A 22,513-nucleotide genomic window follows, 5' to 3' on the forward strand; every position below is an offset into this window, starting at 1 on the left:
CAGTGCGGTGGCGTGTCCAGCCCACAACCTTATTCGACTTCAAAGGCGCCGCGGATAGCAATACCGACAAAACAAATGACTACGAGAACAATCGGGCCGCGCGCCCGGTCCGTCGGGTAGCGCTGTTGTAATAACTCGACGCCTGCTGCACCGAACGATGACGAGATTGCTCCATCGCCTCCGGAAGAGAAATGCCCCGATTGGCGGCTTCGGTCAAATATCCAGACCGCAATCCGTGTGCGGAAAACTCCCCACGCTCTGTCCGTCGTCGAATGATTTGAGACTTTTTGGTCTTTGGAAGAGTGGAGTTTCCGGCTCGGTTTGCGGGTTGATTTAAGCCGCTTTGGCGTGGTGGTTCAAGCGGCGCTGTTTGATGGTGTCTCGTTTGATCCTTTCGCGTTCGAGCAGGATGGTCGCGCCGCGCCCGAAGTAGACGTCGGCTGGGGCAAGATTGTCGAGGCTCTCATGGTATCGGCGATGATTGTAATGCTCGACGAAGGCTGCGATCTGGGCTTCGAGGTCCTCCTGGAAGAAGTAGTTTTCCAGCAGGATGCGGTTCTTCAACGTCTGGTGCCAGCGTTCGATCTTGCCCTGGGTCTGCGGATGGCCGGGAGCGCCGTGGACCTGCTCGATCTTGTATTTCTCCAGCCATTCGCCGAGATCGGAAGCGACGTAACACGGGCCGTTGTCGGACAGCAGGCGCGGCCGGTGTTCGACCTTGACCCTGTCGCAGCCTGAGGCGGCCAGTGCCAGGTCGAGCGTGTCGGTGACGTCGTCCACCTTCATGCTGGTGCACAGCTTCCAGGCGATGATGTAGCGGGAATAATCGTCGAGGATGGTCGACAGGTAGAACCATCCCCAGCCGATGACCTTCAGGTAGGTGAAGTCGGTTTGCCACATCTCGTTTGGGCGAGTGGTCTTGTCCTTGAACTCGTCGTTGGCCTTGATGACGATATAGGCAGGCGAGGTGATCAGGTCGTGAGCCTTGAGCAGGCGGTAGACTGAAGCCTCTGATACGAAATAGCTTTCCGTATCGGTGAACTTCACCGCCAGCTCGCGTGGCGACAGATCGGCATGATCGAGCGCCATGGTGACGATGCGATCCCGGATATCGTCGGGGATACGGTTCCAGACCCGTGACGGCGCGGATGTCCGGTCTTCCAGACCCTCGACGCCGTGGGTCTGGAAGCGGTCATACCAACGGTAGAAAGTCGGCCTTGAAATGCCGAGCTTTTCGAGGGTCTGCCTTGCGGACAAATGCGACTGTTCCACGATCCGGATGATCTCAAGCTTCTCGGTGGCGGGATATCTCATTCTTCGTCGCCCCCATCCGCGATCATGCTTTTTTTGAGCAGGCGGTTTTCCAGGGTGAGGTCAGCCAGCGCCTCCTTCAGGTCACGGCTTTCACGACGCAGCGCTTTCACCTCGTCGCTGGTGGCCGAACGGGCGGTGTCTCCGGCAAGACGCTTCTTACCAGCTTCGAGGAATTCCTTCGACCAGCTATAATACAGGCTCTCGGCGATCCCCTCGCGGCGGCAGATCGCGGCAATGCTGTCCTCGCCACGCAGCCCTTCCAGCACAATGCGGATTTTGTCCTCCGCGGAATGGTGCTTGCGCGTGGCCCGGCGGATGTCCTTGATCGTCTTCTCGGCCGTCGATGTCTGCGGCCCGGATTTCTGTCTCATCTTCGCTTCCTTTGATAGAGCTACGATGAGCCGAAAATCCTCTCTTCTCAATTAAGTCGGTTCTGTCTCATGGGCGTTGATCCGGGACAGCTTGAGGATCTGCTCTCCTATCCGCCGCGGGACCGAATGCCCTGTCTGCTTCTCTACGGCGATACCGGCATGGGAAAGACAAAAATCATCAGAAAGTTTCTTCGCAATCATCAGCCCGTCTTCGATCGTGGAACCGGGGTGACGAACATGCCGGTCGTGGCAATGCAGATGCCAGCCGAACCCGTCGAACGCGATGTCTACGGTGAGCTCCTCAATGCACTGAGTGCACCGGGCCCAAGTGGAGACGCAACTTACCGACTGAAGACTACGTGCCGAACCCTGATGCGGAGGATGGGTGTACGGATGCTGATCATCGATGAGATCCATGCCATGTTGACGGGGACATATCGGCAGCAACGAGTCTTCCTCAACGTCATTCGCTTTCTGGCGAATGATCTGAAAGTCCCGTTGATCTGCGCCGGGACCGATCTTGCCCGACAGGCGCTGTTGACGGATCCGCAGCTTGCCGAAAGGTTTGAAGCCCTTCACCTGAAGCGCTGGTCCAATACGCAGCAGCTTGCCCAATTGCTCGCAAGTCTCGGGAGCATACTGCCTCTGCGTGAGCCATCACAGCTCGGGACCGCAGCAGTGCGCCGCAAGGTGCTCGATATGACCGACGGCGTTACGGTGCGAATTTTTCGCCTCATCGAGACTGTTGCGGTCGAAGCGGTCCGGAATGGGAACGAGAGGATTATCTTGGAGAGCTTCGACGCCGACAACCTTGTCCTACCTTTGGTCGCGATGGCGCGGCGCAGTGAAACGCGCCTGCAGCGCCGTGCAATCCCGTGAGACCGGTGCGGCTGCTGGCGATCGCCCCACGGCCCTATGAGGATGAACTTCTCAGCTGTTGGCGTTGGCGTGTAGCGAGCCATTACTCCAGCTCGCCCCGGCAGATCGAGAACTGGATACGTGGTGCTTGGGACGTCTCCAAGCCGCATCTCCTCAGCGATGACATCCCGACCGAACCATCGGCGGCCCGTTTATGGGCGTTAGCCTGTCGCCTGAAGCAAGCAGATGTAGAGCGACTGTCTCTGCAGAATACCCGGCGCAGCAGGGCGTCATTTGTCAGCGAACCCGCGCACCGAGGCGTTTGTCCGACATGCCTTGACGAGGATGCCGAGGAGGGGAGGGACCACTATTGCCGACGGTCCTGGGCATGTGTCGAGGCCGTGGTCTGCCCCCGGCACAAGACTGGGCTCGAGATCAACTGCGGCGGATGTTTCCGCAGCGGGCTGTTTCAGTTTCGGTCTACGCCTGCCGGCCTCGCCAGACTGTTTTGCCGTGAATGCGATGCTGTTATCTCGGCGAGGAGGTTCCAGCGCCGCGATCAAACAGACTTGCTGCAGGTCGCCTCGCTTATCGGCGAGGCCATCGGCAAGGGCGGACCGCGGTTTGAGCGTATCGAGACGGCAAGCCGATTCCTCTGGTCGCCTCAGCCGGAAGGGATGCCCTTTATCACCGCGCTGGGCTTACCGCTGCCATATGGCCAGCGACCGTCAGTTACAGCAGGGGCGGCGGCGCTCGCCAGCCTTCCACCAGCATGGCGGGCCGTGACCATTACGGCCATAGCCGACCTCCTCTTTGAGGAGACCGCCACGGATCCTCTACTCTCTGCCTCTCTCCGTGAAGCCTTCCGCCAATTCGAGCGCGGGCCGGTCCGAGCGTATCATCAGGCGCCTCCTCAAAGGCTGGCCGCGTCTGTCCTAAATCTCCGTGCGGAAACCGAATACCGGCAGCTCGCTCGCGGCATTGTTGAAAGCGAAGGCTGGAAATCTCTGCCGTCCAAAGCGGGGCGCGCAAGAAACCGGGCAATCGGCAGGCTGATGCTCCGCGCCCTCAATGACGAATGAGGCCAAATCGATGTGCTTCGTCCAGCAGGTGGCGAACAGAGGAAGGCTGCCATTTGCGCCCACCGCGCGCCGGCCGCTCTCCCATCTGATCAAGCTGGGCGGCAATATCGCGCAGCGGCGGGCCGGGATCAGCAATGGCAATCGCCGCAACGAGCTTAATCAGGTGATCTTACGGGGCGCGACGGAGCGAGCGCGCCAAAAGCTTGGGGTCGGCCCGCTTCTCGCGGACCATCCGATGCACCGCATAGCGCAGGCGTTCCTTCATCCAGTCATGGCGGCTAGCTACGCCACGCCGTATTGTTGATCGCGACGATGGACGCGGGGAGGCGAGGGGCCTTTTTTGGTCCTGAGCCCGCTGCAACGGCGGGATCACAGGGCGCGCTTGAAACATTCACAATATACGTTATATTAGAATGTATAATGTTTCATCTGACTTCGGAGCCAGCCATGTCTATCATTAAGATTTCTGAGAAGCTGTCGGTCTCGCCGCAGCCGAGCGTCGACGACATCAGGTCCCTGAGGGACAGGGGATTTGCTATGCTCATCAACAACCGCCCGGACGCTGAGGACGCGACACAGCCGGGATCGGAGGCCGAACGCCAAGCAGCCGAACATTGCGGCCTCTCCTACTCCTTCGTTCCGGTCACGCTCGGCACTGTCACCGAAGCGGACGTGCGCGCGTTCCAGAAGGCGCTTGATGCCTCCGAAGGACCGGTTTTCGCGCACTGCAAGTCGGGCACGAGATCTCTCAGCCTGTACTTGATCGGTGAGGTTCTGGACGGGCGGATGGCTGCCGAAGAGGTCGCTGCATTCGGACGTGCCCACGGCTTTGACGTCAGTTCCGCTGCGGCTTGGCTCAAGCAGAACGCGGCAAGCCGACCGCATGTGAAGGGCTTCTTCGACAAGCGCACCTGGAGCGTCCAGTATGTGGTGTCCGATCCCGCAACCGGCAGCTGCGCCATCATCGATCCCGTTCTCGATTTCGATGAGAAGGCGGGAGCCACTGGCACCATCAATGCCGACGCGATCCTCGACTACGTCAAGGAGAATGACCTGACGGTCGAGTGGATCCTCGACACCCATCCTCACGCCGATCATTTCTCCGCAGCCCAGTATCTCAAGGAGAAGACCGGTGCCAGAACCGCAATAGGCGAACGTGTTGTCGATGTTCAGAAGCTCTGGAAGGGCATCTACAACTGGCCCGAGCTCGCCACCGACGGCGCGCAATGGGATCGGCTGTTCGCGCATGGAGAGATGTTCAAGATCGGAACCATCGACGCCAAGGTGATGTTCTCGCCAGGCCATACGCTCGCTTCGATCACCTATGTGGTCGGAGACGCAGCTTTCGTCCACGACACCCTGTTCATGCCTGACAGCGGCACGGCGCGCGCCGACTTCCCCGGTGGCGACGCCCGCATCCTTTGGAAGTCGATCCAGGACATCCTTGCTCTTCCGGACGAGACCCGCATCTTCACCGGACACGACTACCAGCCGGAAGGTCGCGCTCCGCGCTGGGAGAGTACGGTGGCCGAGCAGAAGAAGTCCAACCCGCATCTTGCCGGCGTGACCGAAGAGCAGTTCGTGGCGCTCCGGACGAAGCGCGACAAGACGCTGCCCATGCCGAAGCTTATCCTGCATGCCCTGCAGGTGAACATCCAGGGCGGTCGTCTGCCTGAACCGGAAGCGAATGGCATGCGCTACCTCAAGTTTCCGCTCGACGCATTGCAGGGAGCCGCATGGGAATGAGCACCAACTCAGAGAACGTGATGAAGGTGCAGCTCTCTCCCGCCCAGATGGCCGGCCGGGCCGGCGAGGTTGCCGATCTCCTGAAGACGTTGTCTCACCAGGCCCGGCTGTTGATCGTGTGCACGCTGGTCGAGGGCGAGTTCTCGGTCGGCGTGCTTGAGGAAAAGCTCGACATCCATCAGCCGCATCTTTCGCAGCATCTGACCGTGCTGCGAAACTCCGGCATTGTCGACACCCGGCGGGACGGAAAGCAGATCTACTACCGACTGACCGAGGAGAAGGCCGCGCAACTGGTCTCCGCCCTCTATGACATCTTCTGTGTAAAGGAAGCGACATGACCATCTATCTCCAGTCGCTGAGCGGCGGCATGCTGATCGGCGCCTCCGCGGTCATGCTCCTGCTTCTGAACGGCCGGATCGCCGGCATCAGCGGCATCGTCGGCCGCCTTGCCCAAGGTATCGGCCTGATCACCAATCTTGCGTTCGTGCTTGGCCTCGTGCTCGGGCCGCTCGTCTACCTGCTGCTCGCCGGTGGATGGCCGACCGTCGAGATTACAGCGGGCTGGCCGCTGATAATCGTCGCCGGACTGCTGGTCGGCTTTGGCTCGCGCATGGGATCCGGCTGCACTAGCGGCCACGGCGTGCTGGGGCTTGCCCGCCTTTCTCCGCGATCGATGGTTGCTGTCGCCACCTTCCTATCGACCGGGATTATCGCAGTCACCGTTCTACGAGGTATCGGATTATGAACAGAAACATCTTTCAGTTCGGCGCCGCCCTCGCCTCTGGCATCGTCTTTGGTTTCGGACTGTCGCTTTCGGGCATGCTCAATCCGGTTCGCGTCCAGGGCTTCCTCGACGTCTTCGGAAACTGGGATCCAAGCCTTGCCTTCGTCCTAGGCGGCGCCGTCGCCGTGGCCTTCATCGGAGTAAAAGTGATGAAGCGATTGCGCCGTCCCGTCTTCGACGACACCTTCCACGTGCCCACGAACCGGAAGATTGACGTGCCGCTGGTCATCGGCTCGGCCCTGTTCGGTCTCGGCTGGGGGATCGGCGGCTTCTGTCCCGGCCCGGCCGTCGCCTCTATGTCGGTCGGTATTCCACAGACGCTGCTGTTCGTGGTCGCCATGCTAATCGGCATGACATTCTACGACCGGGTTTGGAGCAGAAGGACATGAGTGACTCCATTCTACTGGCCGTCGGTTCCGGCGGGATCGTCGGCTTCATGCTCGGCCTTCTCGGTGGCGGCGGCTCGATCCTGGCGACCCCGCTCCTTCTTTACGTCGTCGGCGTCGCGCAGCCGCACGTGGCCATCGGAACCGGCGCGCTTGCAGTCTCCGTCAACGCCTTCGCCAACTTCGCGAGCCACGCCATGAAGGGGCACGTGTGGTGGCGCTGCGCCGCGGTTTTTTCGGCGCTCGGCGTCCTTGGCGCGCTGGCGGGCTCAAGCCTCGGTAAGGCGATGGACGGAGACCGGCTGATCTTCCTGTTTGGAATTCTGATGGTCGTCGTCGGCGTCCTGATGCTCAAGCCCAGGAAGCCGACGTCGGCCGAAAACCGGCCGGTCGACCTTAGGATGTGCTTTATCACAGCCGCCGTAGCGCTGGCCGCCGGAGCGGCGTCAGGCTTCTTCGGGATCGGCGGAGGCTTCCTGATCGTGCCGGCTCTGATGCTGGCGACCGGCATGCCGATGATCAACGCGATCGGCACTTCGCTCCTATCCGTCGGCGCCTTCGGATTGGCAACCGCGCTGAACTATGCCGCGTCCGGACTGGTGGACTGGTGGCTTGCCGCAGAGTTCATCGGTGGCGGCATCGCAGGCGGCCTCCTCGGCTTGACACTGGCAACGCGTCTGAGCGCCTACAAGAACATACTCAACCGACTGTTTGCGGTGCTCATCTTTGTCGTCGCAGGTTACATCTTCTACCGGAGCGTGGCATCCAGGACTGCAGGGTGATGCTGCGCCTACAATGACGCGTTCGTGCGGCGTTGCGGAGCCCAACGCGGTGACGTAGCACCATCAAGGATCCGTCAGTCCCGAAGAAGCCCGAAGCGAAATGCCTCGTCCATGAGCGCTTTTACTGACGAGGGCTGCCATTTCCGGCCGCCGCGAACCGGACGCTCTCCCATCTGATCCAACTGTCCGGCAATGTCGCGCAGTGACAAGCTCGGATCCGCGATAGCGATTGCCGCAACGAGCTTCATCTGGTGATCGTCGACCGGCCGACGGGGAGAGCGGGCCAACAATTCGGGGTCCGCGAGCTTTTCGCGAACCATCCGATGAACCGCGCGGCGCAGGCGTTCCACCGTCCAGTCATGGCCGCGGCGATTGAGAACCCGTACAACGTTGTCCCAGCTATGTTGCGGGCGGAGCTGTCGCACCATCGGCAGCCAGGTCTGCGCGGACGAGATCAGCTCGTCGAGATAGAGTTTTTCTCGTGCCTTCGACACCGCCTTGATTGCCTCTGGCCGCCGCTCTCGCAGTCCGGGGTTGCCCGGCAACTTGCCACGTGCTTTCGCGGCCTTGATACCTGCCTTGGTCCGTTCGGCGATCAGCGCCCGTTCAAGCTGTGCGACGGCGCCGAGAACCTGGAGGGAGAACATGCCCTGCGGTGTGGACGTGTCGATCGGATCGCGGATCGATCGGAAATGGACGCCGCGCTCTTCAAGATCCTCGATCACTTGCAAGAGATGACTGACCGAACGAGCGAGGCGATCCAGCCGGACGACGACGAGCACGTCGCCAGCGGCGAGCTCGCCGAGCAGTCTGGTCAGAACCGGCCGGGCCCGTGATGCGCCGGATCCGTGCTCCTGAAATATCCGCTCGCAGCCGGCCGCGCGCAACTCGTCCATCTGTGCGTCATGGACCTGATCGTCGGTGGAGACGCGTGCATAACCGATAAGACGTCTGGTGGCCGGCGACGGTTTGGCGGCTTGCCGTTTTGCCATGGTTTCTCGCCCAATTTTCCGGTGCTCTGTACAGATAATGAATGCGTGAGAAAATGAACAGTTGCAAGCGTGTTTTATCGGGCAAATGCAGCCCCGCCAGACACGAAATCCAATGTCGAACGGGCATCCGGCAGCAATCGGCGTGAAACGCACCCTGGCGGCCATCCTTGGCGGAAATGCCGGAAACTAGGGCGTTCGGGGGAGGGGAGGGGTAAGAAGCGCTGACCGAGGGAGGGATTGCAGAGAAATCCGCGCTGGCCTGAGAGAAGAGTGCCCCTCGCCGAGGCTCTTGTATCCACCGCTATTCCGCCGATCCTCGCCGAAAGCTGCCTGAAAGGCCGGAAAACCAAGCGTTTCCGCTCATTCAGGCCGACCGACATCTGATTTGCGCCGCGAAATCAATCTACCATCGATAAGGGGTACTTATCGATGGTTAGAGCCGCACCTAACAATCATACCATGTGAGGAACAGTAATATTGTACTAGAGTTCCTTTAGCAAATCATTTACCATGATTTCAATGGCTTACGATCTCGCGAGAATCAGCATGACAGCCCTGATGCCGCCGGCTTTCGACGCCGGTGTCGCGCTTACCCGTCTCGACGAGCGCATCGCCCGTTCACCGGTCGGCGCCGGCTTCCTCGAACGCCAGAATTTCGCCGACGCCTGCGCCTCGCTGTGGATCGACGGCGAGCTCGTCCATCTCGAAGACCTCGTCCTCCACGATGCCACCCGCGATATCCGCACCCCAACCCACGAACTCACCATTGCCCGCGACGTGCTGCGCACCCGCCGGCGCATTGTTGCGCAGTCGCCAGATTGGGCGTTATCGCCAGAGGGTATCAGAATTCTGCGACAAACGTCGGACATCACTGCGACCGGCGCCGAGGCGATGGAAGCGGCCGGCGTCATTCCGCCGCGGCCGCGGTGAAGTATCCGGAGGGGGAGGATGTCGAAGACGTCGAAAATGTTCCCGGTGTTGATCTTGCCGCCATCGATGCAGTGCTCGCCCGATCGGAGGCGGCGATCGAAAACGCGACGCGTCCCGGCCGCGCCGGTGGCCAAGACAAAGATCCGATGATCTATGATCTCGACTGGGACGAGGATGCCCGGCTCGACGAATGGCGCGGCGTGCTGCGGCAGGCTCAAGATATGCCAACAGTGCTGCAGGCGATCGTCGCCTCGATGCCTGGAACGAGATTTCGGTCCTTCAGCACGCACCATGGCTCGGCCGGCTGTTTGCGGCCTCGATCCTTCGCCAGGCCGACGTCACGACCGGCGCGCATCTCGCCGCCATCAATCTCGGCCTCAAAACCATTCCCGTCAATCGGCGCCGCCACCGCGACCGGGAAACCCGACTGCTCGCCATTGCCCACGGTCTTTTGGCGGCCGCCGAGATTGGCCTGAAAGAGCACGATCGGCTGACGCTCGCGCGAAAATTGTTCGAGCGGAAACTGGAAGGGCGACGGACGTCATCGAGATTGCCGGAACTGGTGGAGCTCGTCATGGCAAAGCCGCTTGTTTCAGCCGGGATGGTGGCGAAAACGCTCGAGGTCACGCCGCAGGCGGCGCGGCGGATCGTCTCGGAGCTTGGCCTGCGCGAGATGACCGGGCGGGGGAGGTTTCGGGCGTGGGGGATACTCTGAGCGCTGAAAAAGCTGCGTCCTCCGCGGATCCGCGTCCCAGGCTCGCAGGGTTCAATCCCAATATTTCAGCCGAGATGGTCGTTCACCGAGGCTTCGCAAGGCTTCTCGGGCAGTCCTCTTTCCTCTATGAAAGGGAGGGAAGGCGGAAATCCTGACCAGCCTCCGAAACCTTGATTACATATTGGCCAACTTTCGCTGCGACGTCGAAGCTGATCCGGCCACGACCTAATTTCTCTGTTATGTCCTGCCGCATCACTGCGAATACAGAATGCCGTCCGCCCAAGGTTGATCGTAGGAATCGGCGCTAGAACGGGATATCGTCGTCCAGATCTCTCGAAAAGTTTCCGCCCGTGGATCCGATCGTCGTGACGGTAACTTCGCCCTCAATGATCGCGAACGGCGATGCGCTTCCGACGACATGGTGACGTCGTGCCAGGCGCTGTGCCGTCTCCGTGAAGGGAGTGGTTCCCTCGTTACCATTGGCGATCATCAGTCCGGCCTCTGTGTAATAGGAGATCAAACGTTCAAGTGTGCTCCGCGAGATTTTGAAGCAGCCAGTCGTGTCGACTGTCGCCAACTCTCCCGCGATTGCCGACGCGATCATTATGCATGAGTCGTCGTGATCGATGTTGAAATAATACTCCCCATTCCAGTCGTTCGTGGAGACGTCGAGATTGGAGAAGAATAAGGGAAAGAAGGATATCCAGGACCCCTGGATTTTGGCGGAGCTCCCGCGCTTCTTGTCATTGCTCGAGGTCAACGGAAGTAGCGTCAGAGTAATTAGCTCATCGGCGTTCGGTAACTTGGGAAGCGGTATCTCTACGCTGAGATTTCCCAGCGCAACACGGAATTTTTCATTTTCTTTGCGGACCTCATTCAATTCCTCAAGCGTGTCGATACTTGCGACAGCGTCTCCTCGAATCCAGCCTACACGCGGCTTGGTCGCCTTCGCGTGATCTAGGGCCTCACGAACAGCCAACTTAAGATCGCCGAGTGTCGTCCAAGTCTTCCGCAGGCGCTTGTGCTCAGCCTCCTTGATGAAATCTTTCAGAAATTGCCGTCCCGCATCAGCTGGCTCGAGCTTCTCGGCCGGGATCTTTCCCGGTTCTCCGTGAAGCATCACCAGAACAGGGACACCTTTCTCCACGGCATATCGAAACTCTTTGTGGGTATAGCTGATGCCGTCTTCGGCCGGGCTGCCGTAACGTCCCGCGATGATAAGGACGTAGTAGTCACACTTGTCGATCAGGGACTTGATAAACTCGAACTGATCTTCGTCGGCGGCTGGAAAGGACTCCATTTGCACAGGAAAGTCCCCCATGCTTATGATTACATCCTGTACCGCGCGGCGCTCTTCGCGGAGATCCTGAAATGTCGAACTGATGAAGACCTGATACCGCTTGTCGTGCACGTTTGGTTCCTCTGAGGCCAACGGGGTAAAACATTAGTTGTGTCCGTCGAAAAGGTCCATGACTGCAGGTAAAGGTGGCTACGCGGCACGCAGTACTCCACAGCTTCCCCGGTGCGCTGGTCCGAACCGAACTGGAGCGAGTCGGCGGGTATCTTCAGGAAATATATCGAAGTCCCATGTTTATCAGCCCCGATACGGCGCTCGCTCTGAAAAAAATGTATCTGGCTATGACAGAATCCTGCATGTTCGGGCCATCGAAACAGCACACGATGATCGATCAGTCCTGAAGGAGAGCGGCCAAAAGTGACATGGAAACAGGTCGATATGGAATCCATGGTAGCCGGACCAATCGCGCAACCGCTCGTCGGTAAAAGTGCGTCATATCCGTTCCAAGTCTCCATCGCATGTTGGATTGATCTGCTGGGTTATGGTGGCATGATTGCAGCTGCGGATTTCAATCCGCTTCACGCCAAATCAAAGGAGGCGTTGCGGCGGCTCCGCGGTTTTCATAAAATCGTCGCAAGCCACAGTGCGCGCCATTTTCCGACGCTGGTCATGAACGATGGAGCGGTCGCCTACCGCGATCTTTCGCTGAGATCGCCTTCGGTAACGTACGATTTCCTGGTACGCTCCTGGGGCCTGTTCAGCGAAATCAAAGACTTCGAAACCGCCGCTGGACATCCTGGCGCCCGCATGGTGTTGGCTTGCGGATTTCGCATGCGCGGGAGGCGGGCGGGCATGGATGCCTCGGCTAGCCAGTTACGATCCATACTCGCCCGATTGGAGGAGGGTCGGATCAACTCGGAGCAGGCCGTTCGTGAAGCGGCATCAGTGCGACCTACCTTTGACATCATCCCACAACTCCAGGCGAACTTTGCCTTCACCAAGGCCTATGTCGCCGAGTCGTCGGGAAAGGCAGGCGGGATTGCGGGTGCAAATTTCTACGTCGATCTGGCGATTTTCGATCGACTAGATTTGGACTGGATTACGCTTGGCGAAGCGATCAATTGGTCGCATCCAAGGCTTGGACTATCTGCAGACTTTGCGTCCGTACTGGGCATCAATTGTCGAAATCGGACCCCGGTTTCTCCTGAAGGCGTTCGCGATGGTCTGCAAATCGCTGAACAACTGACCAGTGATCCCAATGTTCTTCACGCCCTGAGGCAAGCGAAGGACATATAGAAATGCGCGCGAGTGACCTGTACGCCTTGAAGGCGCACATGATTGACAACGAGAAGACTTTAGCCTATATTCCGTCAAAAGATGGAGGCTGACGTGCCCAGCATAGCAAACGAGAACAGTGAGCGTATGAGTTTGAGGGTGCCTGCCACGGCCAAGGCTAAACTTGTGCGCGCTGCGGCGCTTCGTAATACCGATCTGACGGATTTCGTGACGCAATCCGCCCTGCGAGAAGCAGAGGCTGTGATCGAGGAAGCCGAGACGATAAAAGTGTCGAAGCGCGATCATCTTCGCATTCTTGAGCTTCTGGAAAATCCGCCTAAACCTAACGCCAAGCTGCGCGCGGCGATTGCCGGTTTGCCTGGCAGCCTATGACTTTACCTGCATGGCATGAGGAACCGATCGCTAAGTCTCACGGTCGGGCAGTCTTCGATTGCGGCGACGCCCAGATGAACGAGTTCCTGCTCCGCTTTGCCCGACAAAGCCATGAACAGAATGCCTCGAAGACCTTCTGTGCTATCGACGACGCAGTGCCCGGCCGTATTCTTGGGTTCTATATAATCGCGCCTTCGGCAGTCGATCATGCGACTGTGCCTGATGCAATGACACGCGGTCTTGCCCGCCATGATGTGCCGGGCTTCAGGCTTGCTCGACTGGCTACCGACCGCACGGTTGCCGGCCAGGGACTGGGAGGCCGGCTCCTAGCCGCCGCAGCGCTCCGCTGCCTGCGACTTGCAGGTGAGGGCGGGGGACTTCTACTGATCATCGATGCCAAAAGCGAGCGAGCCGCCAACTGGTACGCTTCCTATGGTGCCGAACCTTTGAAGGACAAGCCGCTAACTCTCGTAATGCCGCTTATCTCCTTCGCGGCCGACTTGCGTGCCAAAGGTCTCCTATGATCCCTTAAGGCGCGGGAACACGATTGATTTCGCCGCATTACGAACTATCGCATCGTGATGATCATCTTGAGGATAAGCTGTACCACCAATGACCATATGGCGAGCCGGCGCCTGCGGCGGCCCGGCTAGAGAGGAAAAAGGCCGAAGCGGCCTTCGTCAGCCATTCCGGAGAAATGAATGACCCGATTGCCGAGTTCGACATCGGACGGCGGATCCATGTTCTCAACGATGATGGCTTGTCGGTCCCTGTCGAGGCCGAGAAGGTATCTGTAAAAGTTCCCATTTAGATTAGTGTCGCTGAGATCATCCTCTGCACCGTCGGGCTCGCGGTAAGATAGCAGAGGAGAGTCAAGCACAACGATCCCGGGGTGAGGCAGATCATTGTCGGCGCAATATTGCATAAGAGAAATCGTGAACGCCGACTGCGTAATGGCCCTGAGCCCTTTTCCGTAGGACGTTCTCGCTTTCCCGGACACCACAAGATCTTTGGCGGTTGTGTCGAAGTGCACATGCTCGACCGCAGGGAAACCCCATTGCCGGAGCACGCTTTCAACACGTTCCGCGAACGGGGCCGCCACGGTATTTGTCAGGCGATTGTTGGACGTGGCATCGCCTGTCCCCCCTTCGTTCTGCCGTTCCAGGTTGGCCTTGCGAGTTGTGAGATCATTCAGATTGCTAAATAGACCGAGCGCTTCGCGTACGTTCGCGCCCTTGTCCGCGAGCTCCTTGTATGTTGCGCGTTGTCTTCTAAGGTCAGGTGATACAACGGTCTCGATCTCAATTGAGAGTTCGCTCAGTGAATTCCTCATATGGGGAAGCGATTTCCGAATTGATTGCGCCTCCGCGTTCAACGCGGCAATTGTAGTCGTCAGCTCGGATTGCCGCGATTCGATTTTTTGCATCTCCGCCTCGGCTGCTGCGACGGTCACCGCTACATCGCCGTGGCAGACCGCACTGGGATCGTGATGGTCGGGCGAAGCACCGCATGTGGGGCAGACCTCCTGTTGGAGAACCGAAAAAAAGCTACCCGCCTCGCGGATACCTAAGAGGCGCTCATAGTCCGAAATGTAGTGCTCCCGTAGAAGATTGAAGCGGTCAAGCAGAGTGGCAATTTCCGTGTATCGATCGTTGGTAATCTCGAGCTTTTGGATGATGGCCCGCCTTCTGGAGGAGATCGCCTTGAATTTTTCCTCGGTGAAGGCGAGCTGTTCGGCGCGATTGTCCATCGCTCTCGTAAGCCGCTCCTCCTGATCAGACAGTTCGTCGCGTGAGCCGGATATTGTCGTGATACGTTTTTGAGCATCCGCGATCAGCTGATCGAGAAGATCGATTTGGGCCAGTCGCTTCTGGTCTTCGGCGGACGTGCTTTTGCGTGACAGGAGCGCTGTGTCATCAACGCCGGTCAACAACATCGTGAAGACGGACGTATTTGCCGTATTCGCCGTATAGTTCCCATCGGACAGGGGCGAACGCTTCTGGATGATCTCCTCCTCGTTGACGATCGCCAGCCGCGCAATGTTTCGGAAGCTCAGCGCCTGCGTTTCATCCTTAGCATTCTTTTTGATCCGCTTGTTTGAAAGGCCGATCTTGGAAAGAAGAAACGACGAGAGGTTCGTTTCATCGCGCTCGTTGTGAATTTCACCAAGGGGAGTCCCCTCAGCATCCGGGATCGACGTATGCAGACCCTCGAAGGCCTGGAACTGTCCACCGGCCATGCTTCGAAGCAACGTCGTTTCCGATCCGTCGTCGAAAGCAATCGCGAGCAGTACGCGATCATAGCCGTTCGCCTGCGGGATATCGGGAAGAGGGGCCTTGCCGCCGAGCATAAAATCTATCGCTTCGACAATATAGGACTTCCCTGTGTCGGAAGCCCCATAGACGACATTAAGGCCGGACTGAAACGAAACGACCGCCGGTTCTTTTCCCGAGCCGTGAAAGCAAAGGTGACGGATCTGGAAGCCTGAATATGTCATTATGTCGGTCCGGATGCTTCGTCTTGAAATTCAGAGACCCAGTTGGTGAGAAGATTGCGCATCAGATCGTCAAAAGCTTCATCATCGCAGTTCTGGAAGTAACCTGCGAGCCATTCGGCGCGCTCGTACAATTGTCGGAGATATGGCGTTTGAAGCGCGGTGACAAAAAACTCCGCATTGTCTCCAGCCTGGAACAGGATCCCGCTTTCATCGATAACCTGCTCGACTAGCCCTCGGGACATCATCAGCGCCACGGCAGATTGAACAGACTTTCTTCGGACCTGCGTGACGGGTGACATGATCGGCGTCGGGGGATGCAGGTCCGCTGGTCCGTCGAGGACACTCGTTCGCACGACAAGATAATCCATGGCGGTCAGCCGGTTCAGATCTACCGCCCGGGGGAAATGCGCATGCAGAACGAAGACGGCCCTCACGCCCGTTTCGAGCGACCCGTTGAAAGCCGAGACCGTAGGCTTTAACGGCGCCATGTCAGCTTCCCATCGTTCGCAAGCTGATGACAAATTCCCCGGCGGTCGGTGGGAAAAGCGCTTCTGTTCAGAGGATGAGCGTCAAGAACTAAGGACTGCGCTTTCTCGGTTACGGCGACGACGCGCGCATATCCGTCCGCGTGTTCTCCGTCGTGAGTGTCCAGCACCCCGTCCAGTATCTCGTTTTGCAACCCCTCAAACGTACCAGGCTCCACTTTCTCGCGCACGAAGACCCGCAGGGACTCCGCATGATAAAAGGCCTCACGAGATCGATGAAAATGGGATTTCAAACTTGCCCATTTATCGAGATGCGAGACCGCAACGATTGTCTCGCCTTTGTGCTCTGCATAGGCATCGAGCAACTTGCTTGTATAGGTCGCCTCCGTCTCTCCGATCTCGACAGGGACAGCGTCGGGCCTCGGACGGGAGGGCAATCCGCCACCGAAGCGGCCGATGTGATAGGGCGTTCTAGAATGGGCTTCGATGATCGTTCGGGGCTGCTCGGCCGAAAAGATCCGAAAATCGAAATCCCCGACGTAGTCGAGGAATTTTCCCTCCAGGGTGACGGGCCCGGTCGAGGTGATTTTTCCGGAGATGGTTTTGTCCCACTCCGCAATCACCCTCGCTTTCAGTTTGTCCGCATTCGAGAGCAAGAGCGACAACGATGTCGAAGCGCCTTTCGGCGCGATGAACCGACATGCCCTTGGAGCTTTGTATTCTTGTGAGAAAGAGTACCAGAGCATCTTCCCGATTTCAGGCGCGACTACGCCGAAACTCAAGGGTGACGTGTAGTGCTTGCACTGGTGATTGTCCCAGACACCGAGCAGCTGGTCGGCGTCACAGAACCCAGCAATATCGATGCCTTTATCTCCCGCACCGGTCGGTCGCATAACGCTGACATACGTGGTTTTGAGCGAATGGACCCATTCGTCAATGAACGTTTCCCATTCGCTGGCTTCATAAATCTGGATGATCTTGAGAGGGTCGATTTTTGGCCCGTTCTCGAAATCGCTTGCCAGAATGATTCTTGCTGATGGCAGGTCTTTCACCGCATTCTGTAACGACATCAGAGTTGCCTGCATTTCAGCCTTGTTCTCGAAGCAAGATGGTAGCTTGGATAAGGTGTAAGTCTTACCAGTAGCAAGGACATATGCAATCGAAAGTATATCATGCGGCGGGAGAGTATCGCTATTTTCAACCAATTTCCGCCGCCGGAAGTCAGCCAAGCGTGGCCGCGCGATGGCGGATGACCACAGACGAGGACTGGAGTCTGCAAGCCGCTGGAAAACAGCAAATATCGCCTTTTCGCGGTCAAGATAATTGAGGGGCTGTAGGTTCGTATCCTTTCAAGAGCTTAGATCTGAGTGCGAGGATCTCAGAAAATCTAGAAAAGCGCGCATTGCCTTGCTGCTTGACGTCGGCACCTATCAGCAACAGCATTCCATAGCGACCCTTTATCTCGCTACTGTCACCATCGTCTGCTGGACGCTCAGCACTCGGCAAGCCGTGATATTTACGATTGCAGTCGCGATGATCGCTGGGGCGCGTTACCCGATGTTAAATCCCGATCCTGACTTCTGAACGGGTTACGATAACAACCTCGGACTAGTAATTTCGTTTGGCGTCAACGCGGCGGTCGTTATGGAGGCAAGGGAAAGGTCCAGTTGGTGATGGTACCGCGTCCGAGCAGGTTCCTGCCAACCGAGACTTCGAAATCGTAGGCGGCTAAGAGCAAAAACTCCGGTCGATATCTGACATCGGCGGTTCTGGCGAGCATGGCGGCCTAAAAGGCGAGTGACGAAAAGCATCGCGTGAAGACGGAAAGTTCCAGACTGCCCAATGGCATTCAAAACCAATAAACCAGGCCGGCAGGGAAACTGCCGGCCTGGAAGTGTATTCAGAGGGCTTTGTCTTCGTCCATAGCCGCCGAAACTAGTTTATCCCGTTCACGCAATCCTCTGTTGAAGAGCCTTGCTACGGTGGTCGTCAGCTTCCCAATTGCTGCTGGGTCACGGTCGATGCCCTTCGCAGACGCGACTTCCTTAACAACGGCGGCACATAGGCGCGCATCTTCTCTCGAAATAGGAACTGCCATTCTCGTAGTTCCAAGATGCCCACCGCGCAGAGGCGGCGGGCCATATCTCAGCTTAGAAGTCCATGCCAGCGCCGGCCGGGATCGCCGGAGCGGCATCCTTCTTGGGCTTTTCAGCGATCATTGCTTCAGTGGTCACGAGCAGGCCAGCGACAGATGCCGCATCCTGGAGTGCCGTACGCACAACCTTGGCCGGATCGATGACGCCTTGCGCGTAGAGATCGCCATACTCGCCGGTCTGGGCGTTCCAGCCGAAAGAGAAGTCGGTCTCCTCGCGGAGCTTGCCGACGATGACGGAGCCTTCGGCGCCAGCATTTTCGGCGATCTGGCGCACCGGTGCCTCGATCGCGCGGCGCACGATCTCGATGCCGACCTTCTGGTCCTGGTTGGCGGTTGCGAGATTGTCGAGTGCCTTCACGGCACGCAACAGGGCCACGCCGCCGCCCGGCAGGATACCTTCTTCCACGGCCGCGCGGGTTGCATGCAAGGCATCGTCCACGCGATCCTTCTTTTCCTTGACCTCGACTTCCGTCGAGCCACCAACGCGGATGACGGCAACGCCGCCAGCGAGCTTCGCAAGGCGCTCCTGCAGCTTCTCGCGATCGTAGTCGGACGTCGTCTCCTCGATCTGCGCCCGTATTTGAGCGACGCGTCCGTCAATCTCGCCCTTGGAACCAATGCCATCGATGATGGTGGTGTTTTCCTTCTCGATCGCCACCTTCTTGGCACGACCGAGCATGTTGAGGGTCACGTTCTCGAGCTTGATGCCGACGTCGTCGGAGATGACCGTTCCACCCGTGAGGATGGCGATGTCTTCGAGCATTGCCTTGCGGCGGTCGCCGAAGCCCGGCGCCTTGACGGCAGCAATCTTCAGGCCGCCCCGGAGCTTGTTGACGACGAGCGTTGCGAGCGCTTCGCCTTCGACATCCTCTGCGATGATCAGAAGCGGCTTACCCGACTGGACCACGGCTTCCAGAACCGGAAGCATCGCCTGAAGGTTCGACAGTTTCTTCTCGTGGATGAGGATATAGGGGTCCTCGAACTCGACGCGCATCTTGTCCTGATTGGTTACAAAGTAGGGGCTGAGATAGCCGCGGTCGAACTGCATGCCTTCGACGACTTCGAGCTCGGTGTCGGCGGTCTTGGCTTCCTCGACGGTGATTACGCCTTCGTTGCCGACCTTTTCCATTGCTTCGGCGAGATACTTGCCGATCTCCTCGTCGCCATTGGCAGACACTGTGCCCACCTGAGCAATTTCGGCATTGCTTGTAATCTTGCGAGCGTTGGTCTTCAGTTCCTTCACGACCGCGTCGACGGCAAGATCGATACCGCGCTTCAAGTCCATCGGGTTCATGCCGGAAGCAACCGCCTTGGCCCCTTCCTTGACGATCGCCTGGGCGAGAACAGTTGCGGTGGTGGTACCGTCGCCGGCAAGATCGTTGGTCTTCGATGCCACTTCGCGCAGCATCTGGGCGCCCATGTTCTCGAACTTGTCTTCCAGTTCGATTTCCTTGGCGACTGAAACACCGTCCTTGGTAATGCGCGGCGCGCCGTAGGACTTGTCGATGACAACGTTGCGGCCTTTTGGGCCAAGCGTGACCTTCACGGCGTTGGCAAGGATATCGACACCACGCAACATGCGTTCGCGTGCATCGGTGTTGAATTTGACTTCTTTCGCAGCCATTTGTTCACTCCTTCAATAGGCAGCTTTTTGACTGATGGGCGGTAATGCGTGATTACGCTGCCCGCTTCTGCTCGGCCTGAGCTTCGATAACGCCCAAGACGTCGCTTTCCTTCATGATCAGCAGGTCTTCGCCGTTGATCTTGATTTCGGTGCCGGACCATTTGCCGAACAGAATGCGGTCGCCAGCCTTGACGTCGAGCGCCTGGGTCTGGCCAGCCTCGTTGCGCGCACCAGGCCCGACGGCGACAACTTCGCCTTCCTGCGGCTTTTCCTTGGCAGTGTCGGGGATAATGATCCCACCCTTGGTCTTTTCTTCGGATTCGACCCGGCGAACAAGAATGCGATCATGAAGCGGTCGGAACGACATGTTTTCCTCCATTGGACAAAAAAGATGACGCAAAATCCCCTACCGGACCGGGTGACCAATCCGGACGGGTGCGAACCTCATCCGAGCGTTCGCAGGCAAAATTTATTTTCGAGATTTTTCGATTTCAAGAGGGTGAATAGGAAAAATTAGCACTCGATCCATATGGCTGCTAACGTGCTGAAAAGGAACAATAAACAGCTCTGCGAATTCAGAAAACCATTGATCACTGCAAAATTTTACGTCACCTTCGCAATGTCATGAAACGGAGATGAAGCATGCAATTCTCGTCGGATTTCGAGCGTCAGCTCAATGGCTATGGACTGACCACGGCGCATATCCTCTACCGCATTCCCGATTTTGAATCGGTCCTGCAGACCTACGTCTGGCAGGACTACGATCTCGCACCTGATTTTCCGGAGATGCACAGGTTCCTGGACTTCTGGCAGGCGAAGCTAGACGGGCCTCTCCACTCCGTCCGCTACAGCCACCAGCGGCTGATCGGTCCGAACGAATGGCGCCGGGTCGAGGGCGAGTTCAAGCTTCACTAAGCTCTTGAATTTGATTTTTCCGCTTCCCAGCTCATCGACCGCCCGAGACGTGGAACTCGGTGTGCGTCGATTGTGTATGGAGTGACACCTGCATGGAAGCGAATATCAGCATCATCAAGAATGTTGGCATCGATGAACGCGAAGAGATCATCGTCGATTTTGCCAGGTGGCTTGAGACCGCCTCAAAAGAAGCGCTGGTTTACGGAGAAGGCAAGTTCGCAATGATGTCCGCCAGCATGGCAGAAGCCATGCGGGTCAATGCAGACGAACTTGCTCGCGACAATCCCGAAAAGACCGAACGTGTGCTGCAGCAGGCGAGCGCCATGATGGCTCAGTTCAAGGCTGCCTATCCCCATCGGGTTATAAGTCGATCCGTCCATTGAGGGGCGATGAGGCGGACTTGTCAGCGCGTGGATAAGGAAATGCATTTCGCCGGCAATGATGCGAGCGGATGAAGTTGAAAATCATCTGATCTAACGGGGGACGAATTTTTTCGCGCCACGGATCTTGAAACCGAAATTCTCGAAAACCAAATCGTTTGCCGCCAGCTGCTGAAGACAGAGCTGGCCTCGCTGGAAGCACCGTCTTTCGGCGCTTCTGTACCCATGTTGCTTCAAGGAGGATATGGCTATGGCAACATCTTACGACTATGCACCGCTATACCGTTCGAGCGTTGGCTTCGATCGCGTCTTCAATCTTCTCGAAAACGCCCAGCGCGCCCGCTCGATCAGCGATTGGCCGCCCTATGACATCATCAAAACGGGCGACGACAGCTACCGGATCTCGATTGCGGTCGCAGGGTTTGAACGGGATGATCTCGATATCACCTTCCAGTCCAACCTGCTAACTGTCACCGGCAAAAAGCAGGAGGCCAATACTGAGGGCTATCTGCATCGCGGCATCGCCGGACGCCCGTTCGAGCACCGGTTCGAGCTTGCCGACCATGTGCGGGTGGACGGCGCGGATTTGAGCAAGGGTCTCCTGTCCATCGAGCTTGTTCGTGAAATCCCGGAAGCCCTGAAGCCGCGGAAGATTTCCATCCAGAGCACGCCTGCCTTAACGTCGGCCGCTCCGGCTCAGATTGAAGCACAGAAGGCGGCTTGATCGTTAAGTTCATCCAGTGAGTCAGGGGCGCCATTCCCGTGGCGCCCGTCAGCATTCCGGGTTGGGAAGGAGACAGCGATGAAACCCGATATGTTTAGAGAACCAGTCACCATCCTTGTCGGTCTGGGCTTTCCGGCCGAGGTACGAAGCGCAACGGATGCGTATCGTCATCTTTGCGAATGGCCAGCGAGGTTGAGGGACCATGCCCACGCCGTCGCCTTGAAAGCCTGCGGCGCGGCGCTGCGTGGCGAGATCGAGGCCGAGACGGCCCGTGGGCTGTTTGCGGCATTTGCCGAGAAACACGATTTGCTAGCGCCGGAAACGAGTGCCATTGCCGCTTCGCGCCTGAGGCGGGATCGGGATCCGCATATCAGGTGAGGAGGTGGCCATGCACAGCGAACTTCAACGGGCTGCCAACGACGCAATGGCCATGGGACCAGCGGTTCTGATTCCAACCCATCAGCTTTGCCGGCCGATCGATGTCGTGCGCGCGGCATCCCTTTCGATCGATGATCGCCGGGCAATCCTAGCGGCCTGGGCATCCGACCTTTACGCGGTGGATTCGCAACCGTCCCTGCGGCAGCTGCCGGGAACGCCCAGTCCGGTTTCGATCGACGAGGTGCAAGCGGCGTTAAAAGAACTTGATCGCCGATCTCATTATTGAGCGGAATGCTGGGGAGCAACCCATCGTTTGGGTGCTCTCGATGTAAGCCGAGACAGTCTCAAATCCGGCAATCGAGGGTGCATCCGAGTCAAATGACCGCTTTGGTCCGGAGACGTTTCGCCGATTTGTCGTCGACAGGCTATC

Annotated in this window: 23 protein-coding genes and 3 pseudogenes; 16 read left to right on the forward strand and 10 right to left on the reverse strand. The window is 58.2% G+C overall.

From position 1 onward, the window contains the following. Positions 1-79 precede the first annotated feature (79 nt). Together BSK43_RS35510 and BSK43_RS01455 are read right to left on the reverse strand one after the other, a co-directional pair. Positions 80-253: pseudogene (locus BSK43_RS35510) on the reverse strand (integrase); the annotation flags it as partial. An 80-nt stretch (positions 254-333) separates the two neighbouring features. Continuing rightward, a protein-coding gene (locus BSK43_RS01455) for an IS3 family transposase (protein ID WP_136686651.1) occupies positions 334-1,685 on the reverse strand; the annotation gives its coding sequence in 2 pieces (ribosomal slippage) (positions 334-1,349 and positions 1,349-1,685; 1,353 coding nt in all). Between the two features lie 69 nt (positions 1,686-1,754). On the opposite strand from BSK43_RS01455, the gene BSK43_RS01460 reads away from it, so the two are divergent. Together BSK43_RS01460 and BSK43_RS35515 are read left to right on the forward strand one after the other, a co-directional pair. Beyond that, on the forward strand, positions 1,755-2,564 hold the full coding sequence (locus tag BSK43_RS01460; RefSeq protein WP_246662470.1) for a TniB family NTP-binding protein: 810 nt from the start codon (positions 1,755-1,757) through the stop codon (positions 2,562-2,564). A gap of 548 nt (positions 2,565-3,112) precedes the next feature. Then, positions 3,113-3,625: a hypothetical protein gene (locus BSK43_RS35515; RefSeq protein ID WP_236774530.1), complete on the forward strand. Its 513-nt coding sequence runs from the start codon at positions 3,113-3,115 to the stop codon at positions 3,623-3,625. Here the strand turns inward: BSK43_RS35515 and BSK43_RS35520 are convergent. After that, positions 3,612-3,899 (reverse strand): annotated as a pseudogene (locus BSK43_RS35520) (recombinase family protein); the annotation flags it as partial. The gene BSK43_RS35515 and the pseudogene BSK43_RS35520 overlap by 14 nt on opposite strands. 173 nt (positions 3,900-4,072) lie before the next feature. On the opposite strand from BSK43_RS35520, the gene blh reads away from it, so the two are divergent. From blh to BSK43_RS01495, 5 genes are read left to right on the forward strand one after another with little or no spacing between them, the layout of a single operon-like run. Beyond that, complete coding sequence (gene blh / locus BSK43_RS01475; protein WP_047636078.1) at positions 4,073-5,371, forward strand: bifunctional sulfur transferase/dioxygenase Blh; 1,299 nt, start codon at positions 4,073-4,075, stop codon at positions 5,369-5,371. Beyond that, positions 5,362-5,709, forward strand: coding sequence for a sulfite-sensing transcriptional repressor BigR (gene bigR / locus BSK43_RS01480; RefSeq protein ID WP_112636353.1), 348 nt, complete (start codon positions 5,362-5,364; stop codon positions 5,707-5,709). The genes blh and bigR overlap by 10 nt, the downstream gene beginning before the upstream one ends. Continuing rightward, on the forward strand, positions 5,706-6,116 hold the full coding sequence (locus BSK43_RS01485) for a YeeE/YedE family protein (protein ID WP_047636066.1): 411 nt from the start codon (positions 5,706-5,708) through the stop codon (positions 6,114-6,116). Before bigR ends, BSK43_RS01485 begins: the two co-directional genes overlap by 4 nt. After that, complete coding sequence (locus tag BSK43_RS01490) at positions 6,113-6,544, forward strand: YeeE/YedE family protein (RefSeq protein WP_047636067.1); 432 nt, start codon at positions 6,113-6,115, stop codon at positions 6,542-6,544. The genes BSK43_RS01485 and BSK43_RS01490 overlap by 4 nt, the downstream gene beginning before the upstream one ends. Further along, positions 6,541-7,323, forward strand: coding sequence for a sulfite exporter TauE/SafE family protein (locus BSK43_RS01495; protein WP_183079491.1), 783 nt, complete (start codon positions 6,541-6,543; stop codon positions 7,321-7,323). The genes BSK43_RS01490 and BSK43_RS01495 overlap by 4 nt, the downstream gene beginning before the upstream one ends. Before the next feature lie 74 nt (positions 7,324-7,397). Here the strand turns inward: BSK43_RS01495 and BSK43_RS01500 are convergent, their stop codons facing one another. Then, positions 7,398-8,315, reverse strand: coding sequence for a recombinase family protein (locus BSK43_RS01500; protein ID WP_047636069.1), 918 nt, complete (start codon positions 8,313-8,315; stop codon positions 7,398-7,400). A gap of 510 nt (positions 8,316-8,825) precedes the next feature. On the opposite strand from BSK43_RS01500, the pseudogene BSK43_RS01505 reads away from it, so the two are divergent. After that, positions 8,826-9,960, forward strand: a pseudogene (locus BSK43_RS01505) (RHE_PE00001 family protein). Between the two features lie 304 nt (positions 9,961-10,264). On the opposite strand, the gene BSK43_RS01510 reads toward BSK43_RS01505, so the two are convergent. Then, the gene (locus BSK43_RS01510) at positions 10,265-11,371 is read right to left on the reverse strand and encodes a DUF4062 domain-containing protein (protein ID WP_052227964.1); all 1,107 of its coding nucleotides are present in this window, start codon (positions 11,369-11,371) and stop codon (positions 10,265-10,267) included. Between the two features lie 303 nt (positions 11,372-11,674). Between BSK43_RS01510 and BSK43_RS01515 the strand changes: the two genes are divergently transcribed. From BSK43_RS01515 to BSK43_RS01525, 3 genes are all read left to right on the forward strand, one after another. Next, positions 11,675-12,553: a hypothetical protein gene (locus tag BSK43_RS01515; RefSeq protein ID WP_244509909.1), complete on the forward strand. Its 879-nt coding sequence runs from the start codon at positions 11,675-11,677 to the stop codon at positions 12,551-12,553. Positions 12,554-12,646: 93 nt separating this feature from the next. Continuing rightward, the gene (locus tag BSK43_RS01520) at positions 12,647-12,925 is read left to right on the forward strand and encodes a DUF1778 domain-containing protein (RefSeq protein WP_015633362.1); all 279 of its coding nucleotides are present in this window, start codon (positions 12,647-12,649) and stop codon (positions 12,923-12,925) included. Next, entirely contained in the window at positions 12,922-13,449 is a 528-nt protein-coding gene (locus BSK43_RS01525) for a GNAT family N-acetyltransferase (RefSeq protein ID WP_077472899.1), read from the forward strand. Before BSK43_RS01520 ends, BSK43_RS01525 begins: the two co-directional genes overlap by 4 nt. 125 nt (positions 13,450-13,574) lie before the next feature. Here BSK43_RS01525 and BSK43_RS01530 read toward each other — a convergent pair whose 3' ends face one another. From BSK43_RS01530 to groES, 5 genes are all read right to left on the reverse strand, one after another. Then, a complete protein-coding gene (locus BSK43_RS01530; RefSeq protein WP_047636071.1) occupies positions 13,575-15,422 on the reverse strand; it encodes an AAA family ATPase in 1,848 nt (615 codons plus the stop codon). Further along, complete coding sequence (locus BSK43_RS01535; RefSeq protein WP_068391577.1) at positions 15,422-15,910, reverse strand: ABC-three component system middle component 2; 489 nt, start codon at positions 15,908-15,910, stop codon at positions 15,422-15,424. Before BSK43_RS01535 ends, BSK43_RS01530 begins: the two co-directional genes overlap by 1 nt. Continuing rightward, on the reverse strand, positions 15,898-17,112 hold the full coding sequence (locus BSK43_RS01540) for an ABC-three component system protein (RefSeq protein WP_246662471.1): 1,215 nt from the start codon (positions 17,110-17,112) through the stop codon (positions 15,898-15,900). The genes BSK43_RS01535 and BSK43_RS01540 overlap by 13 nt, the downstream gene beginning before the upstream one ends. A 945-nt stretch (positions 17,113-18,057) precedes the next feature. Continuing rightward, positions 18,058-19,686: a chaperonin GroEL gene (groL, locus tag BSK43_RS01550; protein WP_068391566.1), complete on the reverse strand. Its 1,629-nt coding sequence runs from the start codon at positions 19,684-19,686 to the stop codon at positions 18,058-18,060. 52 nt (positions 19,687-19,738) lie between these two features. Beyond that, positions 19,739-20,053: a co-chaperone GroES gene (gene groES, locus BSK43_RS01555; RefSeq protein WP_068391602.1), complete on the reverse strand. Its 315-nt coding sequence runs from the start codon at positions 20,051-20,053 to the stop codon at positions 19,739-19,741. A gap of 275 nt (positions 20,054-20,328) precedes the next feature. Between groES and BSK43_RS01560 the strand changes: the two genes are divergently transcribed. The 5 genes from BSK43_RS01560 to BSK43_RS01580 all read left to right on the forward strand — a co-directional run bounded on the left by BSK43_RS01560 (position 20,329) and on the right by BSK43_RS01580 (position 22,369). After that, positions 20,329-20,601 (forward strand): usg protein, encoded by a 273-nt coding sequence (locus tag BSK43_RS01560; protein ID WP_068391563.1) that lies wholly within the window; start codon positions 20,329-20,331, stop codon positions 20,599-20,601. A gap of 92 nt (positions 20,602-20,693) precedes the next feature. Next, on the forward strand, positions 20,694-20,984 hold the full coding sequence (locus BSK43_RS01565) for a hypothetical protein (RefSeq protein ID WP_068391561.1): 291 nt from the start codon (positions 20,694-20,696) through the stop codon (positions 20,982-20,984). Between the two features lie 247 nt (positions 20,985-21,231). Then, complete coding sequence (locus BSK43_RS01570; RefSeq protein WP_068391558.1) at positions 21,232-21,705, forward strand: Hsp20 family protein; 474 nt, start codon at positions 21,232-21,234, stop codon at positions 21,703-21,705. A gap of 78 nt (positions 21,706-21,783) precedes the next feature. Then, on the forward strand, positions 21,784-22,083 hold the full coding sequence (locus BSK43_RS01575; protein WP_068391555.1) for a DUF982 domain-containing protein: 300 nt from the start codon (positions 21,784-21,786) through the stop codon (positions 22,081-22,083). A gap of 10 nt (positions 22,084-22,093) precedes the next feature. Further along, positions 22,094-22,369: a hypothetical protein gene (locus BSK43_RS01580; RefSeq protein WP_068391552.1), complete on the forward strand. Its 276-nt coding sequence runs from the start codon at positions 22,094-22,096 to the stop codon at positions 22,367-22,369. The last annotated feature ends 144 nt before the right edge of the window (positions 22,370-22,513 follow it).

This window comes from Rhizobium sp. P44RR-XXIV (assembly GCF_001999485.2).
Classification (GTDB): Bacteria; Pseudomonadota; Alphaproteobacteria; order Rhizobiales; family Rhizobiaceae; genus Rhizobium.

Coding starts and splice junctions, on each gene's coding strand:
- BSK43_RS01460 (WP_246662470.1), top strand. CDS start 1,755: ATGGGCGTTGATCCGGGACAGCTTGAGGATCTGCTCTCCTATCCGCCG.
- blh (WP_047636078.1), top strand. CDS start 4,073: ATGTCTATCATTAAGATTTCTGAGAAGCTGTCGGTCTCGCCGCAGCCG.
- bigR (WP_112636353.1), top strand. CDS start 5,362: ATGGGAATGAGCACCAACTCAGAGAACGTGATGAAGGTGCAGCTCTCT.
- BSK43_RS01485 (WP_047636066.1), top strand. CDS start 5,706: ATGACCATCTATCTCCAGTCGCTGAGCGGCGGCATGCTGATCGGCGCC.
- BSK43_RS01490 (WP_047636067.1), top strand. CDS start 6,113: ATGAACAGAAACATCTTTCAGTTCGGCGCCGCCCTCGCCTCTGGCATC.
- BSK43_RS01495 (WP_183079491.1), top strand. CDS start 6,541: ATGAGTGACTCCATTCTACTGGCCGTCGGTTCCGGCGGGATCGTCGGC.
- BSK43_RS01500 (WP_047636069.1), bottom strand. CDS start 8,315: ATGGCAAAACGGCAAGCCGCCAAACCGTCGCCGGCCACCAGACGTCTT.
- BSK43_RS01525 (WP_077472899.1), top strand. CDS start 12,922: ATGACTTTACCTGCATGGCATGAGGAACCGATCGCTAAGTCTCACGGT.
- BSK43_RS01530 (WP_047636071.1), bottom strand. CDS start 15,422: ATGACATATTCAGGCTTCCAGATCCGTCACCTTTGCTTTCACGGCTCG.
- BSK43_RS01535 (WP_068391577.1), bottom strand. CDS start 15,910: ATGGCGCCGTTAAAGCCTACGGTCTCGGCTTTCAACGGGTCGCTCGAA.
- groL (WP_068391566.1), bottom strand. CDS start 19,686: ATGGCTGCGAAAGAAGTCAAATTCAACACCGATGCACGCGAACGCATG.
- groES (WP_068391602.1), bottom strand. CDS start 20,053: ATGTCGTTCCGACCGCTTCATGATCGCATTCTTGTTCGCCGGGTCGAA.
- BSK43_RS01560 (WP_068391563.1), top strand. CDS start 20,329: ATGCAATTCTCGTCGGATTTCGAGCGTCAGCTCAATGGCTATGGACTG.
- BSK43_RS01565 (WP_068391561.1), top strand. CDS start 20,694: ATGGAAGCGAATATCAGCATCATCAAGAATGTTGGCATCGATGAACGC.
- BSK43_RS01570 (WP_068391558.1), top strand. CDS start 21,232: ATGGCAACATCTTACGACTATGCACCGCTATACCGTTCGAGCGTTGGC.
- BSK43_RS01575 (WP_068391555.1), top strand. CDS start 21,784: ATGAAACCCGATATGTTTAGAGAACCAGTCACCATCCTTGTCGGTCTG.
- BSK43_RS01580 (WP_068391552.1), top strand. CDS start 22,094: ATGCACAGCGAACTTCAACGGGCTGCCAACGACGCAATGGCCATGGGA.